The organism is Streptococcus infantis, from assembly GCF_047460685.1.
Taxonomy (GTDB): Bacteria; Bacillota; Bacilli; order Lactobacillales; family Streptococcaceae; genus Streptococcus; species Streptococcus infantis_AD.
Map to the genome: position 1 here is coordinate 79,884 of NZ_JASHFS010000002.1, position 15,769 is coordinate 95,652.

Genomic DNA, 15,769 nt, shown 5'->3' on the forward strand with positions numbered 1-15,769 from the left:
CAATCCATATTAGTCCGTGGGACCTTTTTATCCGGCGGATAGAGATTGCTTGGCAATCATCAAATCCAGCGGATTGTTTTAGTCGGTAGATAAAGATTGTCTTAGTCTGCGGGAAAGATTACCAAACAAAATACATAATCATAAGATTGAGGGCTCTAATCTAGGGCTCTTTTTATAGTATTTCAGAGTTTTCAGAATCTTGAAAAAGAGATGAAAGCGTTTGATTGATTTTCGTAAAAAGTGTATAATAAAGCTATAAACATAAAGGAGAGTTCCTATGGCAGTTAAAGATTTTATGACACGAAAGGTCGTATATATTAGCCCAGATACGACTGTAGCACATGCAGCAGATTTGATGCGCGAACAAGGTTTGCATCGTCTTCCTGTTATTGAAAATGATAAATTAGTTGGTCTAGTAACAGAAGGAACAATTGCTGAAGCCAGTCCATCAAAAGCAACGAGTCTTTCAATCTTCGAGATGAATTACTTGCTCAATAAAACAAAAGTCAAAGACGTCATGATTCGTGATGTTGTAACTGTCTCAGGTTATGCAAGTTTGGAAGATGCAACCTACCTTATGCTGAAAAATAAGATTGGCATCTTGCCAGTTATTGATAATGGGCAAGTCTATGGTGTCATTACTGACCGTGATGTATTCAGAGCATTTCTTGAAATTTCTGGTTATGGCGAAGAGGGAATCCGTGTTCGTTTTATCACAGAAAATGAAGTTGGGGTACTTGGTAAGATTGTTTCTTTAATCGTTGAGGAAAATCTAAATATTTCTCATACTGTTAATATTCCACGTAAAGATGGTAAGATTGTTATCGAAGTTCAAATTGAGGGAACGGTTGATCTAGCTACCTTTAAACAGAAATTTGAATCTGAGAATATTCAGGTTGAAGAAATTACACAAACTTTAGCAAAAAAACTGTAAAAAATAAAATAGAAGCAGTTTTTACTTGCTAAAAAAATTTTTTTCTAGTATAATAATTTATTGTGAGCAAACCTCACTTACCCCTTGCAATGTCTTGGGGTCATTAGACCAAAAGGAGGAACATATCAATGGCTAAATACGAAATTCTTTATATCATTCGTCCAAACATTGAAGAAGAAGCGAAAAACGCTTTGGTAGCACGTTTTGACTCTATCTTGACTGACAACGGTGCAACTGTTGTTGAATCAAAAACATGGGAAAAACGTCGTCTTGCATACGAAATCAAAGATTTCCGTGAAGGACTTTACCACATCGTTAACGTTGAAGCAAACGACGACGCAGCTCTTAAAGAGTTTGACCGTCTTTCAAAAATCAACGCTGACATTCTTCGTCACATGATCGTCAAACTTGACGCGTAAGAAGGTAGATTATGATTAACAATGTTGTACTTGTAGGGCGTATGACTCGTGACGCTGAGTTGCGTTATACCCCATCAAATGTAGCAGTTGCGACTTTTACTCTTGCAGTAAACCGTACATTTAAGAGTCAAAATGGCGAACGCGAGGCTGATTTTATCAATGTCGTTATGTGGCGCCAACAGGCTGAAAATCTCGCTAACTGGGCTAAAAAAGGCTCGCTTATCGGGGTGACAGGTCGTATCCAGACTCGTAGTTACGATAACCAGCAAGGACAACGTGTCTACGTAACAGAAGTCGTGGCTGAGAATTTCCAAATGTTGGAAAGCCGTAGTGTGCGTGAAGGACATACAGGTGGAGCTTATTCTGCACCAAGTTCAAACTACACAGCACCTACACAATCAGTACCTGACTTTTCACGTGATGAAAATCCATTCGGAGCAACTAATCCTTTGGATATTTCAGATGATGATTTACCATTCTAATGGACAATTAATACTATAAAGGAGAAAAAACATGGCTCAACAACGTCGTGGCGGATTCAAACGCCGTAAAAAAGTTGATTACATCGCAGCAAACAAAATTGAATATGTTGATTACAAAGATACTGAGCTTCTTAGCCGTTTCGTTTCAGAACGTGGGAAAATCCTTCCTCGTCGTGTAACAGGAACTTCAGCGAAGAACCAACGTAAAGTAACAACAGCTATCAAACGCGCTCGCGTAATGGCTTTGATGCCTTTCGTAAACGAAGATTAAAAAAGAGGTCCGGGGGACCTCTTTTTCAGACCCAGTTGGGTCTTTTTTTCACGAGCTTTGAAATTAGAGAGCGAGTTGGGGTTCAGTGGCCCTCTTTTTCATGAGCTCGGAAATAAGAAAGCGAATTAAGACCCGGTTGGGTCTTTTTTCACGAGATAGTCTGACCTTGGCATGCTATAATGGTAATAGAAAGAGTAAAGGTGGGTAAGTCAAAGATGAATTGTACGATTAGAAATATGATTAAGTCTGATATTGAATCCTTATCTCATGGATTTATGAATCAAGGTTGGCCTGGTAGAGAGGAAATTTTGGCTAGATATTTTCTGGAACAGGAAAGTGGGGAGAGAGAAGTCTTAGTTGCAGAGATTGATGGTGCTGTAGCGGGCTACGTTACCATTTTGCCCTCTGCTAAACATGGTCCTTTTGCAGAAGTCTATCCAGAATTATCAGATTTTAATGTGTTTGAGCCTTTTCGAAATCAAGGGATTGGGAATCAACTGCTAGAAGAAGCAGAAAAACGGGTCAAGTTTGTTTCGAGTAAGGTCACTCTTGGTGTAGGTTTGCACTTAGGCTATGGCCCTGCCCAGAGATTGTATATCAGACGGGGCTACATTCCAGATGGGACAGGTGTCTGGTATCAAAATCAACCCTTGGAAATGAATGCAACTAGCCAAAATAATGATGATTTGGTTTTGTATCTAGTAAAGGAATTCGGATAAGAGACAAGGATTTTATTGGGGATGTGGGATTTCTCTACTTTATGGTATAATGGAAAGAGTGAATTGAAGGAGGTAATGAGATGGATGCGAAATTAAGATATAAGGCAAAAAAGATAAAGATTGTTTTTTTTGATATTGATGATACTTTGCGAAACTCAAAGACTGGTTTTATCCCAACCTCAATTCCAACAGTATTTCAACAATTACGTGAAAAAGGTATTTTGACTGGGATTGCGACTGGTCGTGGGATTTTCGGTGTCGTGCCAGATATTTGCGAACTTAAACCTGACTTTTTTGTTACTCTGAATGGTGCCTATATTGAGGATAAAAAAGGTAATGTGATTGATAGTAAAAAAATCTCTAAAGATAAGGTTGAAAGCTATATTGCTTGGACTAAGGAAGTGGGGATTGACTATGGTTTAGTTGGTAGTCATACTGCTAAACTCTCCACTAGAACTGAGTTGATTAGTGAGGCCATTGATCCAATTTATCCTGACTTGGATGTTGATCCTGATTTTTATAAAAAAGAAGACATCTATCAGATGTGGACTTTTGAGGATCAGGGAGATGACCTGACTTTGCCTGAAAGTTTAGCATCGACTTTGCGTATGGTACGCTGGCATCAACATTCGTCTGATATTGTGCCGATTTCAGGCTCCAAAGCGACGGGGGTGGAAAAGGTTGTGGAACACCTAGGTTTGAAACCAGAGAACGTCATGGTTTTTGGAGATGGGCTCAACGACTTGGAACTCTTTGATTATGCTGGAATCAGCGTTGCCATGGGAATTGCTCATGATAAAATCAAAGAAAAAGCAGATTATATTACAAAAACATTAGAAGAAGATGGCATTTTTGATGCTTTAGAAGGATTTGGTATGGTAGAAAAAGAATTGCATTTCCCACAGGTAGACATTGAAACAGTAGAAGGTCCTCTTGCGACCATTAAGACCAATCATGGAGAGTTGCGTATTAAGCTTTTCCCTGAGCATGCACCAAAAACAGTTGCCAACTTTATTGCTCTGTCTAAAGACGGTTACTATGATGGTGTGATTTTCCATCGTATTATCAAGGACTTTATGATTCAAGGTGGAGATCCAACTGGTACTGGTATGGGTGGCGAATCTATCTATGGTGAGTCATTTGAAGACGAATTTTCAGAAGAACTTTACAATATCCGTGGAGCCCTTTCTATGGCCAATGCTGGACCAAATACCAACGGTAGCCAGTTCTTTATCGTGCAGAATCAACACTTGCCATATTCTAAGAAAGAAATTGCTCGTGGTGGTTGGCCAGAGCCAATTGCGGAGATTTATGCAGAACAAGGTGGAACTCCTCATCTAGACCGTCGTCATACTGTATTCGGTCAACTTGCGGATGAAGCTTCTTATGAAGTTCTGGATACAATTGCAGGTGTAGAAACAGGTGCAATGGACAAGCCAGTTGAAGATGTCGTTATCGAAACGATTGAAATCGAGGACTAGGATGAAAATAGGTGATAAGCTAACAGGGCGAATTACAGGGATTCAGTCTTATGGAGCCTTTGTGGAGTTAGAGACTGGTATCACAGGCTTGATTCATATTTCTGAAATTCGTACAGGATTTATTGAGAATATCTATGATATACTGAAAATCGGTGAAGAAGTTCAAGTCCAGGTTGTCGATTTGGACGAGTATACAGGGAAAGCAAGTCTTTCTATTCGGACTTTGGAAGAAGAGAAACATCAATTACCGAGACGGAGACGTTTTTCAAGTGACCGTGTCAAATACGGATTTGCTCCTTTGGCTCGCATGATGCCTATCTGGACCAAGGAAGCTATCTCTAATCTAAATAAGAAAAAGTCTTAATTGATTTTTTCTCTCTTGAAATATTAATATAGTTTGTTATAATAGAAGTATGGTAGAAGAATTATTAAAATCAGGAGAGAGAATCAATCAGCTCTTTTCTACAGATATCAAGATTATTCAAAATAGAGAGGTTTTCAGCTATTCGGTGGATAGTGTACTTTTGTCACGCTTTCCTCGCTTTCCTAAAAATGGCTTGATAGTGGATTTTTGTGCGGGTAATGGAGCTGTTGGACTTTTTGCCAGTAGTCGTACTAAGGCGAAAATTCTGTCTGTTGAAATCCAGGAACGATTGGCGGATATGGCAGACCGGTCAGTCCGATTAAATGGCTTGGAAGAACAGATGCAGGTCATTTGTGATGATTTGAAAAATATGCCTGCTTACATTCAGGGGAGTAAGGTTGATTTGATTTTATGCAACCCTCCCTATTTTAAGGTGGACCCAAATTCTAATCTGAACGAGAGTGAGCACTATTTGTTGGCTCGGCACGAAATTACGACCAATCTTAAGGAAATCTGCCGTAGTGCCCAAAGTATTCTCAAATCCAATGGGCGTTTAGCCATGGTCCATCGTCCTGATCGATTGTTAGATATTTTAGAAACGCTTCAACAACACAATTTGGCTCCAAAGCGTCTGCAATTTGTTTACCCTAAACGGGAGAAAGAAGCCAATATGCTTTTGATCGAGGCTATCAAGGACGGCTCCACTAGTGGTTTTAAGGTTTTACCACCACTTATTGTTCATAATAGTGATGGCACTTATACACCAGAAATTCAAGAGATCTATTATGGTTCATAAGGCCTATATGTACGTGGTTGAGTGTCGGGATAGTTCCTACTATACTGGCTATACAACGGATGTCAAAAAAAGAATCGCCGTTCACAATAGTGGTAAGGGAGCTAAGTACACACGAGCTCGGTTGCCAGTAAAACTTATCTATGTAGAAGGTTTCGATAGTAAAGAAGAAGCCATGTCAGCCGAAGCTCTTTTTAAACGCAAGACACGTCTGCAGAAAGTAAGCTATCTAAATGACAATCAAGATAGGAATTTAGCCAATATTTTCGAGATCTAGTGAGGAGTTCTTTGACTCCTCTTACTTTTGTCAAAAATTGAAAAAAATGCTACAATAGAGTGAATAAAGAAACGAGGTATTATCATGTCTAAGATTCTAGTATTTGGTCACCAAAATCCAGACTCAGATGCTATTGGTTCATCAGTAGCCTTTGCTTATCTTGCAAAAGAAGCTTATGGTTTGGATACAGAAGCGGTGGCTCTTGGAACTCCAAATGAAGAAACAGCTTTCGTCTTGAACTATTTTGGTGTGGAAGCACCACGCGTGATCACATCTGCTAAAGCGGAAGGTGCAGAACAAGTTATCTTGACTGACCACAATGAATTCCAACAATCGGTTTCAGATATTGCTGAAGTTGAAGTTTATGGTGTGGTGGATCACCACCGTGTGGCTAATTTTGAAACTGCAAGCCCACTCTACATGCGTTTGGAGCCTGTTGGATCAGCATCTTCTATCGTTTACCGCATGTTCAAAGAACATGGTGTAGCTGTGCCAAAAGAAATTGCAGGTTTGATGCTTTCAGGTTTGATTTCAGATACTCTTCTTTTGAAATCACCAACAACACACCCAACAGATAAAGTCATTGCTCCAGAATTGGCTGAATTGGCTGGTGTGAACTTGGAAGAATACGGTCTTGCAATGCTCAAGGCTGGTACAAACTTGGCAAGCAAGTCAGCAGAAGAATTGATTGACATCGATGCAAAGACTTTTGAATTGAACGGTAACAACGTACGTGTTGCCCAAGTGAATACAGTTGATATTGCTGAAGTATTGGAACGCCAAGCTGAAATCGAAGCAGCTATCCAGGCCACAAACGCAGCAAACGGCTACTCTGACTTTGTCTTGATGATTACAGACATCGTCAACTCAAACTCAGAAATTCTTGCACTTGGTGCAAATATGGACAAGGTAGAAGCAGCCTTTAACTTCAAACTTGAAAACAACCATGCTTTCCTTCCAGGTGCTGTTTCACGTAAGAAACAAGTTGTACCTCAATTGACAGAAAGCTTTAATGCATAATGATAGATGGGGAAACCCATTGTTAAAAAGGAGTTTCGGCTCCTTTTTTGCTAGGAGAGAAGTATGTTAGAAAATGGCGATTTGATTTTTGCGAAAGATGATTCGGATATAGGACAGGCAATCCAGGAATCTACTGGTCACTATAGCCATGTGGCCATCTTTTTGGACGGACAGGTTTATCATGCTAGTGGGAAAGCTGGTGTTGTTTGTCAGGAACCAAGAGATTTCTTCGAATCAGATTGTCTGTATGATATCTATAGTTATCCACAGATAGATATTCAAAAGGTAAAGAAAAGAGCAGACCAACACCTAGGAGCTCCTTATAATTTTTCTTTTTATCCTGATGGGGAGGGTTTCTATTGTTCCCAATATATCGCAGACATTCTTCCTATTTTTGAGACCATTCCCATGAAGTTTGGGGATAATACACAGGAAATCAGTGATTTCTGGAGAGAATATTATCGAGATTTGGGGCTTCCTGTACCTCTGAATCAGCCTGGCACTAACCCGAGTCAATTAGCAACATCACCACTTTTAGTTTGTAAAGAAAGGAATCTTCATGATTCAGATTTTTAATCCATCACGTTTGACGCGACAACCATTCTTTAGAGATTTGGTAGACTATCTTGATCAGCATGATGAAGTTATTTTGCGAGAGATTAAGTCACATTTTCCAGAAGTTGCAGTTGATAAGTATTTGGAGGAATATATTAAAGCGGGTTTGATTTTGAGAGAAAACAAACGCTATTATCTCAATCTCCCATTTCTAGAATCTACAGAATCTCTTGAACTAGACCTAGAAGTCTTTGTGAGAGATGATAGTCCAATCTATCAAGAAATCCTGGAGAAATATTTTCAGACGGAATTACGCAATCAAACCAATGCAGCAATCCTAGAAGAGTATACGGATTTTGCTAGGGAAAAGATGACCTTGTCTAATTATTTTTATAAGGTTAAGCACCAGTATCCTTTGACAGAAAAACAGCAGGCTCTTTATGCTGTTTTGGGTGATGTCAATCCTGAGTATGCTCTCAAATATATAACAACCTTCTTGCTCAAATTTCTCAAAAAAGACCAGCTTATGCAGAAACGTCGAGATATCTTTGTTGATAGTTTAGTCTTATTGGGCTACATCATTCAAAATGAAGATGGGAAATATGAGTTGGCTGTAGAATTTGATAAAGAAAGATTCATCTTTATAAAAAAATAGAAGAAGGCTAGGAAATTTCCTAGCCTTCTTTAAGTTCTTATAGATAACGTTCTGCGATTGCTGCATCTCCAGGATAGTCTTCCTTCTTACCTTGGATGATTTGATAGCAGTCAGCTCCTTTACCAGCGATAATCACAGCGTCCAGTTCTTGACTTGTAACAGCCATAGCAGCCTTGATGGCTTGTTCACGATCTGCAATTTTTTCAACGGGATGGCTGATATAGCTACTAATCTCATCAGCAATTGATAGAGGATCTTCGTAGTTTGGATCATCAGCTGTTAGAAATACTTGAATTTCGGGGTGTTGATTGAGGAGAAGTCCAAAGTCCTTGCGACGGCTTTCTCCCTTGTTTCCAGTTGAACCAAGTACTAGAGCAATCTTTCCAGTCTGATGTGTTTCAACGACTGAGATCAATTTCTTCAAGCTATCACCATTATGGGCGTAGTCAATGAACACTTTTGCGCCATTTTTCTGAGTGAGAACTTCCATACGGCCAGGGACGCGAGTAGTAGCAATCCCTTTTTTGATGTCTTCCAAACTAGCACCTAAACGAAGGCAGGCAAGTCCAGCAGCGACTGCGTTTTCTTGGTTGAAATGTCCAATCAACTGGATATCATAGTCTCCTGCTAATTTACCAGTAGCTGAGAAGCTAAAGGCTTTGGAGTTTTCAATTTGGTTACTTGATTGGCTACCGTAGAAGTCGTGCTCTTGGTTCTCAACTTGCTCTTTTAAGACAGAGAAGTGGTCCATATCGCTATTAATGACAACTGCTCGGCTATTTTTCATCAAGAGACGTTTGTGGTAGAAGTAGTCTTCAAAGGTTGGATGCTCAATAGGACCAATATGGTCAGGACTAATGTTGAGGAAGACACCGACATCAAAGGTCAGTCCGTAGACTCGTTTAACCAAGTAGGCTTGACTGGATACTTCCATGATAAGGTGAGTTCTTCCATTATCAACAGCCTGGGCCATCATGTCAAAGAGGTCGATACTCTCAGGAGTAGTCAGGGCAGATTTAAAGAAAGTCTTGCCGTCCAAGGTCGTATTCATGGTTGATAACATAGCTGGACGATGTTGTTGACTTAAGATGTTGTAGGCGAAGTAAGCTGCGGTTGTTTTTCCTTTAGTACCAGTGAAAGCAAGTAATTTTAATTTCTTCTGAGGGTTGCCATAAAACTCCATGGCAATCAAACTCATGGCTTTCTTGATATCGCTAACGACAATAACAGGGATACCTACTTCATAGTCTTGTTCTGCTACATACCAAGCAAGTCCTTGTTCAATTGCCGAAAGTAGAAATTCTTTTTTGAAGGCTGCTCCTTTGACAAAAAAGAGACTATTTTCTTTTGCTTTTCGGCTATCATAGCAGATGCTATCAAAAACGACATCACTATAATAATAATGGTAATGTCCTTGGTCAATAATCTCACGGAAGAGATCGTCTTTCTTTAAAATATCTAATATAGTTTCAATCTTTATCATACTTTCTATTGTAAACCGAAAGTCTGAATTTTACAAGTAACAAGGAAAAGTTTATAATGGAAGATAAGGAACATTTCCTAGTTATTAAAAATGAATGAGGAAGTTATGTCTAACGAAAATAATCATCAGCAGGCCCAGATGTTACGAGGGACTGCCTGGCTAACGGCTAGTAACTTTATCAGTCGCCTGCTCGGGGCCATTTACATCATTCCCTGGTATATCTGGATGGGGACTTATGCCGCTAAGGCCAATGGACTCTTCACTATGGGTTACAATATCTACGCTTGGTTCTTGTTGATTTCGACAGCAGGTATCCCTGTGGCAGTCGCAAAGCAAGTTGCCAAGTATAATACCATGCATGAGGAAGAACATAGTTTTGCCCTGATTCGGAGTTTCCTAGGCTTTATGACAGGACTTGGTGTGATCTTTGCTTTAATCTTGTATCTCTTTGCCCCTTGGTTAGCAGACCTTTCGGGTGTTGGTAAGGAGCTCATCCCCATTATGCAAAGTCTAGCTTGGGCGGTCTTGATTTTCCCATCCATGAGTGTGATTCGTGGATTTTTCCAAGGGATGAATAATCTTAAGCCTTATGCCATGAGCCAAATCGCTGAACAGGTCATTCGTGTTATCTGGATGCTCTTAGCAACCTTTATCATCATGAAGCTGGGTTCAAAAGATTATATATCAGCAGTTACCCAGTCTACCTTTGCGGCCTTTGTGGGAATGGTAGCTAGTTTTGCAGTCTTGATCTATTTCCTATACAAAGAAGGAATGCTTCAAAAAGTTTTTGAAACTCGAGATAAGATTGATAGTAAAGGTCTCTTGATTGATACCATTAAGGAAGCTATTCCTTTTATCTTGACTGGTTCGGCTATTCAGCTTTTCCAAATCTTGGACCAAAATACCTTTATCAATAGCATGAAGTGGTTTACCAACTATAGTAATGAAGACTTAATTGTCATGTTTTCTTATTTCTCTGCCAATCCTAATAAAATTACTATGATTTTGATTTCGGTTGGAGTTTCGATCGGTAGTGTAGGATTACCACTTTTAACTGAGAACTATGTTAAGGGTGATTTGCAGGCAGCTGCTCGGTTGGTGCAAGATAGTATCACCATGCTCTTCTTATTCTTACTTCCAGCAACTGTTGGAGTAGTCATGGTTGGAGAACCTCTCTATACAGTCTTTTACGGTAAGCCAGATAGTTTGGCTATGGGCTTGTTTGTCTTTGCAGTTTTACAGTCAACCATTCTTGGTTTGTACATGGTCTTGTCCCCTATGCTTCAAGCTATGTTCCGTAACCGTAAAGCAGTCTTGTATTTTGTTTATGGCTCAATTGCTAAGATTGTTTTACAATTACCATCGATAGCGATTTTCCATAGTTATGGTCCTTTAATTTCAACGACAATTGGTCTCATCATTCCAAATGTCTTGATGTACCGAGATATCTGTGAGGTGACAGGTGCACGTCGAAAGATTATTCTGAAGCGAACAATCTTAGTTACTATTTTGACTTTAGTCATGTTTATTCTGGTAGGCTTCTTACAATGGATGATTGGCTTTGTCTTCCAACCATCAGGTCGTTTCTGGAGTTTCCTTTACGTTCTTCTAATCGGAACAATCGGTGGTGGTCTCTACGGAGTCATGTGTCTCTATACTCGTCTCTTGGATAAGGTTATTGGACAGGCAAAAGCGGACCAGTTGCGAGAACGCTTGAAAATATCATAATAGTTTATAAATAAAATGAACAATTTGAACTTTCAACTCTAAAAAAGTTTAAATTGTTCATTTTTTATTTAAAAAAGAGAGAAAAAAATAAAAATTGTAGAAAAAAGATTAATTTATGTCTATAATCGCTTGACTAAAAAAAACAATAGCTGTATAATGATACAAATATTTAAATTTGGAGGTTCTGGAAATGAAAAAGTCTAAGGCAAAATATCTGACGCTGGCAGGCCTTGCCCTAAGTGCCGGTCTACTATTGGCGGCTTGTAGCAACTCAGCTAGTTCAACTAAAACATACAACTATGTATACAGTAGCGATCCGTCTAGTTTGAACTATCTTGCAGAAAACCGTGCAACAACCAATGACATCGTTACCAATTTGGTAGATGGGTTGATGGAAAATGACCAATACGGTAACTACGTTCCATCCTTAGCAGAGGATTGGACTGTTTCTCAGGACGGTTTGACATACACTTATAAACTTCGTAAAGATGCTAAGTGGTATACCTCTGAAGGTGAAGAATATGCTCCAGTAACTGCCCAAGATTTTGTAACTGGTTTGAAATATGCTGCTGATAAAAAATCCGAAGCTTTGTACCTGGTTCAAGATTCTGTAGCAGGGTTGGATGACTATATCAACGGTAAAACAACTGACTTTTCAACTGTCGGTGTTAAGGCGATTGACGACCAAACAGTTCAGTACACTTTGACACGACCAGAATCTTATTGGAATTCTAAAACAACATCAACCATTCTCTTCCCTGTCAATGCAGACTTCCTGAAATCAAAAGGGGATGACTTTGGTAAGGTAGACCCTTCTAGCATTTTGTACAATGGACCTTTCTTGATGAAATCCTTTGTTTCAAAATCTGTCATCGAATTCAAGAAAAATCCGAACTACTGGGATGAAAAAAATGTCTTTGTAGATGATGTGAAATTGGCCTATTATGATGGTAGTGACCAAGATGCACTAGCTCGTAACTTTGTAGAAGGAGTCTACAGCTACGCACGTCTCTATCCAAATAGCTCAAGCTTTGAAGGAATTAAAGAGAAGAACAAAGATAACATCATTTATAGTATGCAAACCGCAACTTCTTATTACTTGAACTTCAACTTGGACAGAAAATCTTATAACTTCACGTCTAAATCCTCAGATATCGAAAAGAAATCAACTCAAGAAGCAGTTCTGAATAAAAACTTCCGTCAAGCCTTCAACTATGCTTATAACCGTACAGCCTATGGAGCTCAATCTCAAGGGGAAGACGGAGCAACGAAGATTATTCGTAACCTAGTTGTACCTCCAACATTTGTAAGTATCAACGGAAAAGACTTTGGCGATGTTGTTTCAGAAAAGATGGTCAACTATGGCCAAGAATGGCAAGGAATCAACTTTGCAGATGCACAAGACCCATACTACAATCCTGATAAAGCTAAGGCTAAATTTGCGGAAGCCAAGAAAGAATTGGAAGCTAAGGGTGTGCAATTCCCAATCCACTTGGATGTATCAGTTGACCAATCAGCTAAAAAAGGTGTACTTGAAGCAAGCTCTTTGAAACAATCCATCGAATCTGTTCTAGGAGCTGAGAATGTGGTTATCGATATCCAACAGCTATCAACAGATGACTACGATAATTCTAGCTACCTAGCTCAAACCGCAGCTCAAAAGGATTTTGATATTTATAATGGTGGTTGGAGTGCTGACTACTTGGATCCATCAAGTTATCTTGATATCCTAAATGTTAATAATGGGGGTATGTTGCAAAACATTGGTCTAGAACCAGGTGAGGTAAATGACAAGGCTAAGGCAGTTGGACTCGATACTTACACTCAAATGCTAGAAGAAGCGAACAAGGAGCAAGAACCAGCAAAACGTTATGAAAAATATGCTGAAGTTCAAGCTTGGCTCGTTGATAGCGCTCTTGCAATTCCAAACGTTTCTCTTGGTGGAACACCGACTTTGAGAAAGACAGTTCCATTCTCATCGCCATTCTCACAAGCAGGAAATAAGGGTGTCGAATCATACAAATATCTCAAGTTGCAAGATAAGACTGTAACGGCTGATGAGTATGAAAAAGCTAAAGAAAAATGGCTAAAAGAAAAAGAAGAATCTAACAAAAAAGCCCAAGAAGAATTAGCTAAACACGTTAAATAATCAGTCAGTGCAACAGGAAAAACGATAGTTTCTCAGGAAGCTATCGTTTTTGTATAGTTTGAAACTATAACTAGCTCTTGAAAACAAGAAAACGAAGGATACAAAATAAGTGGTACAATAGTTACTATAGATTTGGAGGTATTGTATGAGTAAATCATTTCACATCAACACAATTTTAGCACAAGCAGGGATCAAGTCTGATGAAGCAACAGGTGCTTTGGTTACACCTATTCACTTTTCAACGACTTATCAGCACCCAGAATTTGGTCAATCAACTGGATTTGACTATACTCGCACTAAAAACCCAACTCGTAGCAAGGCAGAGGAAGTCTTGGCAGCTATTGAATCAGCCCACTATGCTCTAGCAACTAGTTCAGGTATGTCTGCGATTGTGTTGGCCTTTAGCATTTTTCCAGTAGGAAGTAAGGTTTTGGCTGTCCGTGACCTTTACGGTGGTTCTTTCCGTTGGTTCAATCAAGTGGAGCAGGAAGGACGTTTCCGCTTTACCTATGCCAATACAGAAGAAGAGTTGATTGCCGAGCTAGAAAAGGATGTGGATGTACTCTATATCGAAACGCCAACCAACCCTTTGATGTTGGAATTTGATATTGAAAAATTGTCAACATTAGCTCATGCAAAAGGTGCTAAAGTTGTCGTTGATAATACCTTCTATAGCCCGATTTACCAACGTCCGATTGAAGACGGGGTAGATATTGTCCTTCATTCAGCGACAAAATACCTTGCAGGTCATAATGATGTTTTAGCTGGTGTAGTTGTGACAGATAGTGCGGATCTATACGAAAAACTCTTTTACAATCTCAACACGACAGGGGCTGTTTTGTCACCATTTGATAGCTATCAGTTGATTCGTGGTCTTAAGACCTTGTCACTTCGCATGGAGCGCTCGACTGCTAATGCTCAAGAAATCGTAGCCTTTTTGGAACAATCACCTGCTGTCAAAGAAGTTTTGTATACAGGTCGTGGAGGAATGATTTCCTTTAAAGTAGCAGATGAGAAACGTATTCCTCATATCTTAAATACCTTGAAAGTATTCTCTTTCGCTGAAAGCCTAGGTGGTGTAGAAAGTCTGATTACCTACCCAACTACTCAAACCCATGCAGACATTCCTGCAGAGGTTCGTCATTCTTATGGACTGACTGATGATCTCTTGCGCTTGTCTATTGGTATTGAGGATGCCAGAGATTTGATTGAAGACTTGCGTCAAGCCTTGGAAGGATAAGACTATGGGAAAATATGATTTTACGACCTTGCCCAATCGTTTTGGACATCATACCTACAAATGGAAAGAAGCAGAGACTGACCGAGAAGTATTACCAGCCTGGATTGCTGATATGGACTTTGAAGTCTTACCTGAGATTCGTCAGACTGTCCATGACTATGCTGAGCAATTAGTCTATGGTTATACCTATGCTAGTGATGGATTGATTGAAACTGTTCAAAACTGGGAGGAAAAACATCATGGTTATCGCTTTGATAAGGATGCTCTAGTCTTTATCGAAGGGGTAGTGCCAGCTATTTCAACAGCCATTCAAGCCTTTACCAAAGAAGGCCAAGCAGTGCTCATTAACACACCGGTATATCCACCTTTTGCTCGAAGTATTAAGCTCAATAATCGTAGACTAATCACCAACTCTCTAGTAGAAAAAGATGGACTTTTTGAGATTGACTTTGATCAATTGGAGAAAGCCTTTGTCGAAGAAGATGTGAAACTCTACATTCTCTGTAATCCTCATAATCCTGGTGGACGCGTTTGGGAAAAGGAAGTCTTAGAGAAGATTGGACAACTGTGTCAAAAACATGGAGTCTTGCTGGTATCTGATGAGATTCACCAAGATTTAGCCTTGTTTGGAAATAAACACCAGTCATTCAATACTGTAAATGAAGATTTTAAAGAATTTTCACTGATTTTAAGTAGTGCAACTAAGACCTTCAACATTGCTGGGACGAAGAATTCTTACGCTATTATCGAGAATCCTAAGTTGAGACTTGCTTTCCAAAAACGCCAGCTGGCTAATAATCAACATGAAATCTCAGGTTTGGGATATTTAGCAACAGAAACTGCCTATCGCTATGGGGAGGATTGGTTGGCAGAACTCAAAGAAGTCATCGAAGAACACATCAACTATGTAGTGAATTTATTTGGTAAAGAAACTAAAATCAAGGTCATGAAACCTCAAGGGACCTATCTCATTTGGCTTGATTTTTCGGCTTATGATATTAGAGATGAAGAACTAAGAGGACTCTTAAGAGACGAAGCCAAGGTTATCCTTAATAGAGGCTTAGATTTTGGTGAAGAAGGAGCTCTACATGCTCGCTTAAATGTAGCCATGCCGACATCTGTCTTGGAAGAAGTTTGCCAACGAATCATCTCAGCATTTACAAAATTTTAAACATTAGCCTTCAAGAAGAGAACTCTTC

At 39.5% G+C, this 15,769-nt stretch carries 17 protein-coding genes; 16 read left to right on the forward strand and 1 reads right to left on the reverse strand.

The window, feature by feature from the left end; translation table 11 throughout:
• The first annotated feature begins 277 nt into the window (after window positions 1–277).
• The 12 genes from QM917_RS01270 (at window position 278) to QM917_RS01325 (ending at window position 7,970) form a co-directional block, all read left to right on the forward strand.
• Window positions 278–934 carry a CBS domain-containing protein gene (locus tag QM917_RS01270; protein WP_000268637.1) on the forward strand — a complete coding sequence of 219 codons (657 nt, stop codon included), beginning with the start codon at window positions 278–280 and terminating at the stop codon, window positions 932–934.
• 128 nt (window positions 935–1,062) lie between these two features.
• The gene (gene rpsF / locus QM917_RS01275; RefSeq protein ID WP_075229241.1) at window positions 1,063–1,353 is read left to right on the forward strand and encodes a 30S ribosomal protein S6; all 291 of its coding nucleotides are present in this window, start codon (window positions 1,063–1,065) and stop codon (window positions 1,351–1,353) included.
• Between the two features lie 11 nt (window positions 1,354–1,364).
• The gene (gene ssbA / locus QM917_RS01280) at window positions 1,365–1,835 is read left to right on the forward strand and encodes a single-stranded DNA-binding protein SsbA (protein WP_075229240.1); all 471 of its coding nucleotides are present in this window, start codon (window positions 1,365–1,367) and stop codon (window positions 1,833–1,835) included.
• A gap of 31 nt (window positions 1,836–1,866) precedes the next feature.
• Window positions 1,867–2,106 (forward strand): 30S ribosomal protein S18, encoded by a 240-nt coding sequence (gene rpsR, locus QM917_RS01285; RefSeq protein WP_000068664.1) that lies wholly within the window; start codon window positions 1,867–1,869, stop codon window positions 2,104–2,106.
• Window positions 2,107–2,321: 215 nt separating this feature from the next.
• A complete protein-coding gene (locus QM917_RS01290; RefSeq protein ID WP_414284438.1) occupies window positions 2,322–2,825 on the forward strand; it encodes a GNAT family N-acetyltransferase in 504 nt (167 codons plus the stop codon).
• A gap of 80 nt (window positions 2,826–2,905) precedes the next feature.
• On the forward strand, window positions 2,906–4,306 hold the full coding sequence (locus tag QM917_RS01295; RefSeq protein WP_414284439.1) for a bifunctional Cof-type HAD-IIB family hydrolase/peptidylprolyl isomerase: 1,401 nt from the start codon (window positions 2,906–2,908) through the stop codon (window positions 4,304–4,306).
• Window position 4,307: 1 nt separating this feature from the next.
• Window positions 4,308–4,670, forward strand: a complete 363-nt coding sequence (locus QM917_RS01300) for a S1 RNA-binding domain-containing protein (protein ID WP_060956020.1) — start codon at window positions 4,308–4,310, stop codon at window positions 4,668–4,670.
• A 49-nt stretch (window positions 4,671–4,719) separates the two neighbouring features.
• Window positions 4,720–5,466 (forward strand): tRNA1(Val) (adenine(37)-N6)-methyltransferase, encoded by a 747-nt coding sequence (locus tag QM917_RS01305; protein WP_049549354.1) that lies wholly within the window; start codon window positions 4,720–4,722, stop codon window positions 5,464–5,466.
• Entirely contained in the window at window positions 5,456–5,740 is a 285-nt protein-coding gene (locus tag QM917_RS01310; protein ID WP_049549353.1) for a GIY-YIG nuclease family protein, read from the forward strand. The genes QM917_RS01305 and QM917_RS01310 overlap by 11 nt, the downstream gene beginning before the upstream one ends.
• A gap of 84 nt (window positions 5,741–5,824) precedes the next feature.
• The gene (locus QM917_RS01315) at window positions 5,825–6,760 is read left to right on the forward strand and encodes a manganese-dependent inorganic pyrophosphatase (protein WP_414284442.1); all 936 of its coding nucleotides are present in this window, start codon (window positions 5,825–5,827) and stop codon (window positions 6,758–6,760) included.
• A gap of 63 nt (window positions 6,761–6,823) precedes the next feature.
• Entirely contained in the window at window positions 6,824–7,336 is a 513-nt protein-coding gene (locus QM917_RS01320) for a YiiX/YebB-like N1pC/P60 family cysteine hydrolase (protein ID WP_049549351.1), read from the forward strand.
• The gene (locus tag QM917_RS01325; protein ID WP_414284444.1) at window positions 7,320–7,970 is read left to right on the forward strand and encodes a DUF1803 domain-containing protein; all 651 of its coding nucleotides are present in this window, start codon (window positions 7,320–7,322) and stop codon (window positions 7,968–7,970) included. The genes QM917_RS01320 and QM917_RS01325 overlap by 17 nt, the downstream gene beginning before the upstream one ends.
• A 37-nt stretch (window positions 7,971–8,007) precedes the next feature.
• Here QM917_RS01325 and QM917_RS01330 read toward each other — a convergent pair whose 3' ends face one another.
• Window positions 8,008–9,453: a UDP-N-acetylmuramoyl-L-alanyl-D-glutamate--L-lysine ligase gene (locus tag QM917_RS01330; protein WP_414284445.1), complete on the reverse strand. Its 1,446-nt coding sequence runs from the start codon at window positions 9,451–9,453 to the stop codon at window positions 8,008–8,010.
• A gap of 105 nt (window positions 9,454–9,558) precedes the next feature.
• Between QM917_RS01330 and QM917_RS01335 the strand changes: the two genes are divergently transcribed.
• The 4 genes from QM917_RS01335 to QM917_RS01350 all read left to right on the forward strand — a co-directional run bounded on the left by QM917_RS01335 (window position 9,559) and on the right by QM917_RS01350 (window position 15,741).
• Window positions 9,559–11,181 (forward strand): putative polysaccharide biosynthesis protein, encoded by a 1,623-nt coding sequence (locus QM917_RS01335; protein WP_414284447.1) that lies wholly within the window; start codon window positions 9,559–9,561, stop codon window positions 11,179–11,181.
• A gap of 190 nt (window positions 11,182–11,371) precedes the next feature.
• Window positions 11,372–13,330 carry a peptide ABC transporter substrate-binding protein gene (locus QM917_RS01340; RefSeq protein ID WP_311523110.1) on the forward strand — a complete coding sequence of 653 codons (1,959 nt, stop codon included), beginning with the start codon at window positions 11,372–11,374 and terminating at the stop codon, window positions 13,328–13,330.
• Window positions 13,331–13,475: 145 nt separating this feature from the next.
• Window positions 13,476–14,570 carry a cystathionine gamma-synthase gene (locus QM917_RS01345; protein ID WP_414284449.1) on the forward strand — a complete coding sequence of 365 codons (1,095 nt, stop codon included), beginning with the start codon at window positions 13,476–13,478 and terminating at the stop codon, window positions 14,568–14,570.
• A gap of 4 nt (window positions 14,571–14,574) precedes the next feature.
• The gene (locus QM917_RS01350; protein ID WP_414284451.1) at window positions 14,575–15,741 is read left to right on the forward strand and encodes a MalY/PatB family protein; all 1,167 of its coding nucleotides are present in this window, start codon (window positions 14,575–14,577) and stop codon (window positions 15,739–15,741) included.
• Window positions 15,742–15,769: the final 28 nt, after the last annotated feature.